The organism is Aminobacter sp. J44, assembly GCF_007829415.1.
Classification (GTDB): Bacteria; Pseudomonadota; Alphaproteobacteria; order Rhizobiales; family Rhizobiaceae; genus Aerobium.
Map to the genome: position 1 here is coordinate 1 of NZ_VLJG01000066.1, position 9,685 is coordinate 9,685.

Annotated in this window: 9 protein-coding genes and 3 pseudogenes; 6 read left to right on the forward strand and 6 right to left on the reverse strand. The window is 59.2% G+C overall.

Annotation, left to right across the window (positions count from 1 at the left end; genetic code table 11):
• The coding region (locus L610_RS17675) for an IS3 family transposase (protein ID WP_144706673.1) at positions 1–187 on the forward strand (187 nt) is incomplete at its 5' end.
• 793 nt (positions 188–980) lie between these two features.
• Positions 981–1,082, forward strand: a complete 102-nt coding sequence (locus L610_RS20910; protein ID WP_246659051.1) for a BA14K family protein — start codon at positions 981–983, stop codon at positions 1,080–1,082.
• A 155-nt stretch (positions 1,083–1,237) separates the two neighbouring features.
• Here the strand turns inward: L610_RS20910 and L610_RS17685 are convergent, their stop codons facing one another.
• From L610_RS17685 to L610_RS17700, 4 genes are all read right to left on the reverse strand, one after another.
• Positions 1,238–1,774 (reverse strand): hypothetical protein, encoded by a 537-nt coding sequence (locus tag L610_RS17685; RefSeq protein ID WP_144706677.1) that lies wholly within the window; start codon positions 1,772–1,774, stop codon positions 1,238–1,240.
• A 24-nt stretch (positions 1,775–1,798) separates the two neighbouring features.
• On the reverse strand, positions 1,799–2,509 hold the full coding sequence (locus L610_RS17690) for a hypothetical protein (protein ID WP_144706679.1): 711 nt from the start codon (positions 2,507–2,509) through the stop codon (positions 1,799–1,801).
• Between the two features lie 156 nt (positions 2,510–2,665).
• Entirely contained in the window at positions 2,666–4,684 is a 2,019-nt protein-coding gene (locus tag L610_RS17695; RefSeq protein WP_186441594.1) for a VWA domain-containing protein, read from the reverse strand.
• A gap of 26 nt (positions 4,685–4,710) precedes the next feature.
• On the reverse strand, positions 4,711–5,688 hold the full coding sequence (locus L610_RS17700; protein WP_144706683.1) for a hypothetical protein: 978 nt from the start codon (positions 5,686–5,688) through the stop codon (positions 4,711–4,713).
• Between the two features lie 200 nt (positions 5,689–5,888).
• Between L610_RS17700 and L610_RS17705 the strand changes: the two genes are divergently transcribed.
• The 4 genes and pseudogenes from L610_RS17705 to L610_RS20915 all read left to right on the forward strand — a co-directional run.
• Positions 5,889–6,383 (forward strand): molybdopterin-dependent oxidoreductase, encoded by a 495-nt coding sequence (locus L610_RS17705; protein WP_144706685.1) that lies wholly within the window; start codon positions 5,889–5,891, stop codon positions 6,381–6,383.
• Complete coding sequence (locus L610_RS17710) at positions 6,380–8,191, forward strand: PAS domain-containing sensor histidine kinase (protein ID WP_144706687.1); 1,812 nt, start codon at positions 6,380–6,382, stop codon at positions 8,189–8,191. The genes L610_RS17705 and L610_RS17710 overlap by 4 nt, the downstream gene beginning before the upstream one ends.
• Entirely contained in the window at positions 8,188–8,853 is a 666-nt protein-coding gene (locus L610_RS17715) for a response regulator transcription factor (RefSeq protein ID WP_144706689.1), read from the forward strand. Before L610_RS17710 ends, L610_RS17715 begins: the two co-directional genes overlap by 4 nt.
• 250 nt (positions 8,854–9,103) lie before the next feature.
• Positions 9,104–9,190 (forward strand): annotated as a pseudogene (locus L610_RS20915) (hypothetical protein); the annotation flags it as partial.
• A gap of 92 nt (positions 9,191–9,282) precedes the next feature.
• On the opposite strand, the pseudogene L610_RS20640 reads toward L610_RS20915, so the two are convergent.
• Positions 9,283–9,444, reverse strand: a pseudogene (locus L610_RS20640) (DUF72 domain-containing protein); the annotation flags it as partial.
• A gap of 41 nt (positions 9,445–9,485) precedes the next feature.
• Positions 9,486–9,685: pseudogene (locus L610_RS17725) on the reverse strand (plasmid pRiA4b ORF-3 family protein); the annotation flags it as partial.

The following is a 9,685-nucleotide window of genomic DNA, read 5'->3' on the forward strand; positions in this document are numbered from 1 at the left end:
GTACAAGACCGAAGTGATCCATCGACGCGGGCCATGGCGCTCGTTCGAGGCCGTCGAGTTCGCGACGCTGGAATGGGTCGACTGGTTCAACAATCGCCGGCTGCTGGAGCCCATCGGCAAYATCCCGCCGGCCGAAGCCGAGGARCGCTACTACGCTATGCTCGAAGAGCCGGCCATGGCAGCGTGACTCAAACCAAAATGCCTCCGGCAATCCCGGCGCGGTTCAGTCCAACCTTTTCTGGGCATTGTGTGAGTAGATCAAGTCTCCGCATGAAACCCATAGCGCACAGACCCACTCCTGATCACCCTGAATAGGTTTCCAGTGAACTCGTGGGGGCGTAACCGGCGCTGGGCGTAGCCCCTATCGTCACGGCCATAGCTGTAGATGTGGGAGCTAAACAGGGGAGCTCTGCACTCTTCACAGCGAACCTTCTTCGTCGAGGTCGGCTCGAAAAGCAAACAAAGCCGCAGCCACCAAGAAAAGAAACTTTCAGGAGCGGCTGTAAAAACGCCCGTGGACTTGTGCCAAAGCGATGAAGATGGCGTTGAGCGCCAAACCTATCCAAACAGACGGGGCGCATCCGAGCTTCATGAGCTACGAAGAAGAGGTCCATCGTTTGGAGGAATGATTGGTGAGAAAATTAGCAATTTCGCTCATCACCGCGTGCAGCTTTCTAACGCTTGCCCTGCCAGTTTCAGCCGGCCCTGCTTTCACTCGGGTCGCGCCTCAGACGGCACTGGGTCAGGCGACCGAAAATGTAATCGAGGTGCAACATCGCAGAAACCACAGGCATCATCGGCTTGAGCGGCGGGGTGGACATACCTACTATCGGGGTTATCGCGGCTCCCGTGGCCCAAAACCCGGATATCGCCGGCACGGCAATTATTGGTTTCCACCGGCAGCCTTTGCCCTGGGAGCGATCGTTGGCGGTGCCATTGCAAGCCAGCCGTCCGCCAGAGCAGAAAGATACGATCCGCATGTGGCGTGGTGTTACGAAAAGTACCGCTCCTATCGCGCTTCCGACAACACATTCCAGCCATATAATGGCCCGCGTCGTCCGTGCAGGTCGCCATACAGGTGATGGCTGAGAACAGGCTGCTTTAGTTGTGCCCAAAACTCCGAGGCAGGAGGTTTGGGTGTTTGCGCAACAGGAGAAAACTTTGCGCTTTGCCATAGTGACGCAGTCAACTGCGTCACTAAAAAAAGCCCCGTCGATTCTAGTGGACTGAGCCGCTCTCAATCGGCCTTGCGCAGCGCGCTTTCGAAGGTTCCTTCCACCGGCAGGCAATTGCTCATATCCGTTTCGGCAAAAAAGCTGTCCTTGCGGCACAGAAGCGCCGAAAAGCTACCCCGGACGCTGGCCGCGCCATCTTCCAACGAAAGGGCATCGAGGGCCACGTTCAACTCGCTCTCGCTGCCTTCGCTGTGATAGAATGCCTTGCGCATTCCCTCCGGCCACCAGGAGATGGACGCTTCCATGATCGACGAGGAAGCGTCATCACCCATCAGGGAGATCTCCAGCGACAAGACATTGCGCAGGATGCTTTTCGCATCCGGATCATGGGCCTGGATGGTGAGTGACGTTACGGGGCCGACACGGCGAAACCCCGCGGTCGATGTCCTCTCGGAAGGAACATCCAGGGTCACCCCGGCATAGGGAGCGTCGTCGATGGTTGCCTTCACCTCACCAGCCGGCGCTCCTTCTGCAATCGCCGCGTATGCAAGGACAAGCCAGGTCGCTGCCGCGACAGGCAGTTTAAGACTCATTTTCATTTGCTAATCCCTGCCTCTACGCCACTATGGAAAGGACCAGCCGTCATGCTCGATGCCGATGATGCGAAGCGGCGCGCCCGGCTGGCTTGTGTCGGCGCGCAGATAATGGATTGCCCGCCGGTTCGCTCCGAAATTGACGAAATCGACGTTGACGGTGATCATCCCGCGATACATGGGGCTGTCAGAATCGGGAGCGATCCTTGTGACGTGGCCGTCGAAATCCTGTGCGCCCCAGAGCGGATGCGCCTCGATATGCCGTGAGTGGAGGATTTCAACAATGTCCGCGGTGAAATAGTCACCGGCGGAATTGCCGAACAACGGATCTTCTCCCTGGCCCCGCTCGGCCCGCACCTGCGCCTCATAAAGATCGCGAACGATCTGCACCGCTTTCGCGATCATTGCATCGCCCGAGCCGGCCGCTCCGGGATTCGCCTTTTCCAGCCTGTTCGAAACGGATGCCGGGGATGTTGTGACCCGGCCTGACACCGCCACCGAATCTTCCGTATCGTCAGGCGTGATGTAACGCTGCGCAACCCAGCCCGCCTTGGTCATGTCTGCCGAGCGCATCAGGCACCAGCGCGGCGGTAGCGCTTTGATTTCCGCCTCGGTCATCTCGGAAAAATGCTTCATCGTATAGAAGGGGATGCAGGTGATCTGCTGCAGTCCGCGCTCATCATGCGCGAATCTCTCGATCACCCGGTAATTGGTGCCGGGCCCCATGCGCGCATTGAGCACGTCATTGGGCGCAACGCCGCTTACACGCCAGGAATCCGGTCCATGGCCATCGAGATCGGCGTTTGCGGCCGGGGCTGAAATGACCAGCGCAAAAACTGCGATGGCCGTCCGGATCATGCAAGATGCGGCGGTACGCCCGCCAAATTTCACCTTCAATTACTTCACCTCCACGAGCGCGCGGCCAAGGACCTTACGGCTGCTGATGTCAAGGAAGCGCACCTCATAGGTGCCGGCTTCATCTGGCATCCTGAGCTCAAGATTATTTTCGTCCCCCACACGATGGGCCTCGATCCAGCTGAAATCCGCCTGATCGGCACGCGCGAGAGAAATGCGCTGATCGGCGCTATCGCCTCCGCCGCTCCAGCTTATGGTGATCACCTCTCCGGCGCGGGCCTCCGCAGGCACGTCAAGCCCCGCGCCCTCATCGAGAGGCGCATCCGCTGCGACCACTTCCAGATCATGACGGGCGAGCGTGCGTGAACCTTCGTTCAGCATGTAGCGGATTTCGTAAAGACCCGGCTCTTCGGGTGCCTTGATGTCGCCCTGGAGCTTGTCCCTCACGCGGATATAGTCGCCGTATTTTCCCTCATCGGAACCCGCAGGAACGATGGTGATGTAGTCCTCGGGATGGATGGAGGCGGACCAGCTCACACGTATGGTGGTTCCAGCCCTTGCAACGTCGGGTCCTGCTATGCCGACTTCGGCATCAATCACTTCCACCCCAGCGGAGGCCATGGTGCGCCCGCCTTCCTGAAGCACATAGCGCACTTCATAGAGCCCGGGCTCTGCCGGCGCGACGAGGCGGCCTTCGGAGTTGTCGCGGACACGGAAATAGTGGCCGTAGGAGCCTTCATCGGCCCCGGCGGGCACGATGGTCATGTAGTCTTCCGGATGAACGGAGGACGACCATGAAACCGTGAAATTTGCACCGGTCGTCACCTGCTCGGGGGCGATGACACCTATCTCGGCGTCAACCACTTCCACCGCAGCGGAGGCCATGGTGCGCCCGCCTTCCTGAAGCACATAGCGCACTTCATAGAGCCCGGGCTCTGCCGGCGCTACGAGGCGGCCTTCGGAGTTGTCGCGGACACGGAAATAGTGGCCGTAGGAGCCTTCATCCGCTCCGGCGGGCACGATGGTTATGTAGTCTTCCGGATGAACCGAGGACGACCATGAAACCGTGAGGTTTGCACCGGTCGTCACCTGCTCGGGAGCAGCGACACCTATTTCGGCTTCAACCACCTCTATCGTAGCGCTGGCCATGGTGCGCCCGCCCTCGCGCAGGACATAGCGCACTTCGTAAAGCCCGGGCTCGGCCGGCGCGACGAGGCGTCCTTCGGAGTTGTCGCGGACACGCACATAGTTGCCGTAGGAGCCTTCATCCGCTCCGGCGGGCACGGCAGTTACGTAATCTTCCGGATGAACCGATTCAGACCATGAAACGGTGAAGTTCGCACCGGTGGTTACGGTGGCGGGGGTCGTAAGCTCGATATCGGCATCGACCTGCTCCGGCTCCGGTTCGGGCTCATGGATCTCCATCGGCTGCAGATCCATGACCGTCTGCACATGCGCCAAGGCATCGCGCAGTTCGGCGGCGTCCTGCGCGGCTACGAACACGCCACCGGTGTTTTCCGCAATACAGGCGAGGCTTTCATGCGCCTCGTCCTCAAGGTCGAAACCGACCACGTGCGCCGTAAACTTCACGCCCTGCTCTGCGAGTTCCGCGGCCAGGGCGCAGGGGGTCGCATTGCAGGTCTCCACCCCGTCGGAGATCAGAACGACCGTGGCCGGAACGTCCCGGTAGGAAAGGGCTTCAGCGGCATGCCGCACCGCGGCTGAAATAGGCGTCTTACCCCTGGGCCGGATGGAATTTACCGTATCGATAAAGCTTGTTCGATCTACCGGCCCCGGCTCAATCAGCGTCTCGATATCGCGGCAATCGCCTTCCGAACGGTGACCATAGGCAACAAGACCTAGATTGGTGTCAGCCGACCAGCCGGTGACAAGATCGGCCAGAACCTCGCGCGCAATCTCGATCTTGCTGACGCCGTCAATCTGGCCCCACATAGACCCAGAAGCGTCATAGACAACCACGACATCTTCGGCCGATGTGGCAACCGAAACGGACATTAACGTCGCCACAGCCGAGACCAGGACGGACTTAAGAACCTTCATCATCATCTCCTGGATCGTTAATTGAATCATGCGGGGTGCAGGCTGTCGGTCGTGCTGGGTTGGGATTCTCCCAGGGCCCGTGCCTTCAGCTTGCGGAACTTGTCGGACATCTGCTCGAGACGAGCTTCCCATTCGGGATCGGGTTGCTGATCTTCGATCGTCCTGAAATAGACCTGCATCAGGCAGGTGATGGCGAAAGGCTCAAGAAGAGCCGCCTTGACGCTCCATGCAAACAGAATGGCGAAAACAAATCCGCCCGCTGCCCATGCGCCGGGCATGAGGTAAACGACAAGGCCCGCAGGGACCAGCATGATCAGGAACACGAAGAAGCTTAGCAGATAGACGAAGATTGCCAGCCAAGCGGCGTTCTTGAGCATTATCTTGTAGTTCTGGCCGTATAGAACGAGAGCTTCCCTCGCCGAAGCCCAGGGATTGCTGGAGCGGGTCCGCATGGCATGGGCGAGGATGACCTCGTCGATGAAACCGACTGCAACTCGCAGGAATGCGTGCAGAATGCCCGACAGCTGGCGCATACCGGGCAGCGGCAGAATGGACAGAATCCCACGCACCAGGCCGGTAATGGCAGCGATGACGCCCTTGATGAGCTGGTCGATGGCGAAGAGTACGCTGGCCTGTGCAAACCGCTCCTTTACCACGGCTGTCGCATGAGAGACCTGCGAGCGGCCATCCGGCATGGGCTTGCCGTCAAGTAGCTCGACCAGGACGGCAATGTGTCCGGCCTTCACAATGTACAAGATGTATTCGCGAGCCCAATACATGACGGCTCCGAAAAGGCCGAAGCCGATTGCCCCGCCCCAGAAGGTCGAACTTGTCTGGAACCCGGCCTCTCCTAAGGCACCGATACCATAGCCGATACCAGCGCCGGTTCCCGTCATCAGGATATACCCAAGGGCAATGCCGAAATATACAGCCATGCGCAGCACGATAAAGGGCATGGTCCGCGCCATTATCCCCAAGGCTACGCCAATGCTGAAATCCCACATACGAACCTCCAGCCATCAAAACGCGCGCAAGCTAGCGGGAGGAAAGCAAAAAAGCCCCCTTCATTTGAAGGGGAAACAATACGAAATCCAAGCTATACTGGCGTAAATGTCGGTATCCACCATATACTCCTTTTCGCAAGGGCGGCGAGGTGCCGGATGGTGAGCAGGCGAGGGGGGGGGAATTGCGTCCGATATTTCTTATGCTGTTTTCCGCACTTCTGATCGTTGCTCAATGGACAACGGTGGGCGCATCTGCAAGTTTTCCCGAGCTGCGAGGTGAGCCAATCCTTGAAGTGCGCGGCGCTATCGAGAACACCAATGCCAACGGTGTCGCACGATTTGACCTTGCGATGCTGCAAGGGCTGCCCACAACGCGACTGGAAACATCCACGGCTGTAACCGATGGAGTGCATCTCTTCGAAGGCTTCCTGATGCGGGACCTGCTAGCCCATGTCAGGGCGAAAGGTGAGACCGTGACCGCCACGGCTCTCAATAACTACGTCATAGACTTCGACATCGATGAGTTTGAACGTTTCGATGTCCTGGTTGCCTATCGCATGGATGGTGAACCGCTCTTGCCTAGCGATAAGGGACCGCTGTGGATTGTCTATCCCCGAGACCAGCATCCTGAGCTTCAGGACATCCGTTATGATTATCGCTGGGTCTGGCAGTTGACGCGGCTCGATATCCGATGAACAGATCGTGGCGCCCCTTTTTAGGCGTGGCCCTACTGGCCCTAACAATCGGCGCTTTTGCGGTCCTGATCGGCTATTCGCTGTTGCGCATTGCCGCCATCGAACGTGACATGCGCATTGAAGCGACACAGAACATGCTGTGGGTGATCTCACAGGCACAGGTGGCTGGCTATCAGCTAGGCGCTGCCGGCGTCGAGCGCGGCCTGGACGAAATCGATCAATCTGCGCTCGAAATGCGCCACAATGTCTTCCTCAGCCGCTTGGCATTGCTCAACGATGGGCCGCAGCGACGGCGTATGGAGGAACTCGGGTTTGCAGAGGCGCTCGATGAACTGGGCGTCCATCTCCTCGAAATGGGCACGCTGGTCGAGAATTTTACGCCAGCTGATGCACCTCGCCTGCGGGCGTTGCTTCAACCATACGTCATTCTGCTGGATCGTGCTGCCAATAAGGCGATGGTCGCCGAGTGGGACGCGCTTGGCAGCAAGCTCGACACGTCACGCGAGCAGCTCTGGCAGCTCATTGTCTCCATCGCCGGAACCGCTTTGGCCGGCGCAGCCCTTTGTGCACATCTGCTGATGGCTACCCGAGATGCAAGAAGGCGCGCGCGTCTTTTGGAGAAGGAGAAGGCATTCTCGGAACTGCTGATCGCCTCGAGCGGCGAGGGTATCATCGCTGTGGACCGCGAATGCCGCTGCACCGTCTGGAACGAAGCTTCCGAGCGTCTGTTCCGAATGCCTGCCGAAAAGACCATTGGATGCCGCTTGAGCGAGGTTTCAGGCTTTTTCCAGATCGACAGGGTCGAGCAGGCTATTGCCACATCTTTCAGGGGCCAACCGGCAGTGTTGCTGGATCAACCCTTCTTTCCCGAGCAGGGAGGAGACCCGTGTTACCTCGATCTGCGCTTCTTCTCTCTGCGCGAGGGAGAGCGGATCATCGGCTCCATCCTTCTTGTTTCCGACGTCACCGAACAGCGTGCGGCGCAGCGCCAGATCGCACATCATCGCAATGAGCTGGAGCAGCTGGTGCGTGCCCGAACCAAAGAGCTCAATGCAGCTCTCAAGCGCGAACGGGCGGCAGCCGATCTCTATCGCAATTTCGGTGCGATGATCTCGCACCAGTTTCGGACGCCGCTCGCGATTGTCGATTCCGCGCTGCAGCGCCTAATGCGGCGTAGCCGCCACCTGACGGCGGCGGAGGTAATGGAGCGGACAGAGCGGGCGCGCCATGCCATTTCCCGGATGACAGGTCTGATTGAAAGTACGCTGGATGCCGCGCGGCTTGATGCAGGTCAGATTGAAGTCCGTGCGCTGACGAGCGATTTCGGGCAGATTGTTACCGATGTCTGTGCGCGCCAGACCGAACAGACGCCAGAAAGACAGATCACGGTCGAACTGCCGGATAGGCAGACCATCCTTGCGCATTGCGACCCTGTCCATGCAGAGAACATTCTAGTCAATCTTCTATCCAACGCAGTGAAATACTCGCCACTCGAGACCTCAATTGCCGTGCGTGTCACATTAAATGCGGACCGGGTGAAATGCGCCGTGAGCAATCAGGGCAGCATTGATTGGCCATCGGAGCGCGAGGCACTGTTCGAACGATACTATCGGGGCAGCAACTCGGAAGGCCGGCCGGGAATTGGCATCGGTCTTTATATGGCCCGTGCGTTGGCCCGGATGCAGGGCGGCGATCTACGGCTCGAGCCTGGAAATGAGGCAGGATGGATCACCTTCACGCTCGTCCTCCCCCGGGCGAGCGCAGATGACGATCTTGACATGCTTTCTTCTCTTGCGGCGCCGGCATGATCGGCCACGCAAATGACCAGCAGGCCCGCTCGCTAATCCTTTGCGTCGAAGATGAGCCGGATCTGCGCCGCGACATAGCTGACGAGCTTTCAGAAGCCGGCTATGCGGTCATCGAGGCATGCGATGGACGGGAGGCGCTCGATCTTCTGGATGCTTCCCGCCCTGACCTTATTTTGTGTGACATTTCCATGCCCGGTCTGAGCGGCTATGACGTTTTGCGTTCGGTTCGGGCCAAAGGGCCAGATTACGCTGAAACCCCCTTCGTATTCCTCTCCGCACTGAGCGATCCGCGCGAAATCGTTGAGGGAAAACGCCTGGGCGCCGACGATTATCTCGTCAAGCCGATTGACTACGATCTCTTGCTTGCCACTGTCGATGCGCGGCTGCGTCAGATCGCGCGCATTCGCTCCGTGCAGAAGGTACGAAGTCCCGATCTCGACCTCGCAACCCTCTCAAAAAGGTTCACCCTCACGAATGCGGAGGCGCGGGTCGCCATTGCGCTAACGGAAGGCAAAACGCTGGCAGAGATTGCCAAGGCGTTCGGTGTTTCGCGAACCACGGTCGCATATCATCTGCGCAACATCTTCCAGAAAACCGGTGTGAACCGGCAGACCGAACTTGTTGCGGTGCTGATGCACGGATACCCGCCCAGGGAGATGTGAGCATTGTGGACTATTCCTGTCTTTCGGGAAGGTCGCTCGATGAGGCGGCCAGCAGCTATTCTCTGCGGCAATTGCCATGCTTGACGCTCAACTTGGCGCAAACTAGAGCGCCGTGCAGTAACGCCATGTCTATCACTCCAAAATCCCCTGCGATCAACCAGCAGGGGTGGGTTCAAACATGGGTCACTTCTCAATGGAAAAACCGCCCAATCCCGGGTCAGTTCTCGGCGGAAATCAACACGCTGAGCATATGAGCCGCGAGATACTTACCCTGCCGGTGGATCTCGACTTCGTGTCGGCAGCCGAGGAGGTCCTCGCCCGCTCGCACCGCGTCTATCCGGTAATGCGGGACGGCGAGGTAGCGGGGCTGCTGCATCGCTCCGACCTGCTCTCCGCAGCCTTCCTGACGGTGGCAGCGCGGCCTTGGCGTCAGCCGCTTCCCAGCATTGTCAGGGCATTCTCGATGGCTGCCCCGGAGGCGGTGTTGTCGAAGACGCACCAGCTGTGCGGGCCGACGAGCACTGGGTCTGCGAACACCCGGTCGATCGAATACCGCTCCAGCAAGTCCAGTGCGTGGTCAGATGCCCAGCTCTCAGTAAGCCTCCGGCGAGGACCGCAGCCGCCTCGGATCATCAGCGCGCCTGACTGCGGCTTTTCTCGAAGCCGGCCTTGCCGAGAGCGCGGCGTCTGGCGAGCTTTTTGATCCGGGTCTGGATTTCGTCTTCAGCAGCATGTGCGGGATCGAACGGGCGGCCGTGCCAGCGTTTGAGTTCGCGATGCTGCTCGTGTTTGGAATCGGTGATCGCGTCGAGGAACAATTCGAAGCCGGGGA

Coding starts and splice junctions, on each gene's coding strand:
- L610_RS17685 (WP_144706677.1), bottom strand. CDS start 1,774: ATGAAAATGAGTCTTAAACTGCCTGTCGCGGCAGCGACCTGGCTTGTC.
- L610_RS17695 (WP_186441594.1), bottom strand. CDS start 4,684: ATGAAGGTTCTTAAGTCCGTCCTGGTCTCGGCTGTGGCGACGTTAATG.
- L610_RS17700 (WP_144706683.1), bottom strand. CDS start 5,688: ATGTGGGATTTCAGCATTGGCGTAGCCTTGGGGATAATGGCGCGGACC.
- L610_RS17705 (WP_144706685.1), top strand. CDS start 5,889: ATGCTGTTTTCCGCACTTCTGATCGTTGCTCAATGGACAACGGTGGGC.
- L610_RS17710 (WP_144706687.1), top strand. CDS start 6,380: ATGAACAGATCGTGGCGCCCCTTTTTAGGCGTGGCCCTACTGGCCCTA.
- L610_RS17715 (WP_144706689.1), top strand. CDS start 8,188: ATGATCGGCCACGCAAATGACCAGCAGGCCCGCTCGCTAATCCTTTGC.